This window comes from bacterium (assembly GCA_017744355.1).
Lineage (GTDB): Bacteria > Cyanobacteriota > Sericytochromatia > S15B-MN24 > UBA4093 > JAGIBK01.
Genome location: JAGIBK010000031.1, coordinates 1 through 571, shown reverse-complemented (window position 1 = coordinate 571; position 571 = coordinate 1). Strand labels below are relative to the sequence as shown.

General features: G+C 64.1%; 1 protein-coding gene. It reads left to right on the top strand.

From position 1 onward, the window contains the following. Positions 1–448: methylmalonyl-CoA mutase (locus J7643_20025; GenBank protein ID MBO9542879.1), on the top strand; the 448-nt coding region annotated here is incomplete at its 5' end. Positions 449–571 lie beyond the last annotated feature (123 nt).

Below are 571 nucleotides of genomic sequence, written 5' to 3'. Positions count from 1 at the left end.
CGATCGGGTCGTCTTCCTCAACCAGGGCAAGATTCAGGAAGAGTCGCTGTACTACGAGCACAAGAAGCACGACGGCTCGTTGCCGCTGGTCGGCGTCAACACCTTCCTGCCCAAGGAACACGCCGGCGAGGTGGCTACCGAGATCGAGCTGATCCGCTCGACGGAAGCCGAGAAGGCCCAGCAGATCGAGAACGTCCGCGGCTGGCAGGCCTCACGTAATCGCCTGGCGCCGGAAGGGGAAACCGGCCACGGCCACGTGGTGGCGGAAGAGGGCGAGGCGGGCGCGGCCGAGGTGCACGACGGCCACGGCCTGGCGTATCTTCAGGACACGGCGCGCAGGCGGGGGAACGTCTTCGAGGCGCTGGTCGAAGCGGTCAAGACCCACAGCCTTGGGCAGATCAGCCATGCGCTGTATGACGTGGGTGGGGAGTACCGGCGGAACATGTAGCCCCGTTTTGGGGAGTTTTTCGTGGAGCAACAGGGGGAAGTGAGTGGCGAACTGGTTTAAGGATGAGATGCAGGACGGCAAGGATCACGCCAAGGAGCTGATCGACTACGCGGCCGCCAGGTT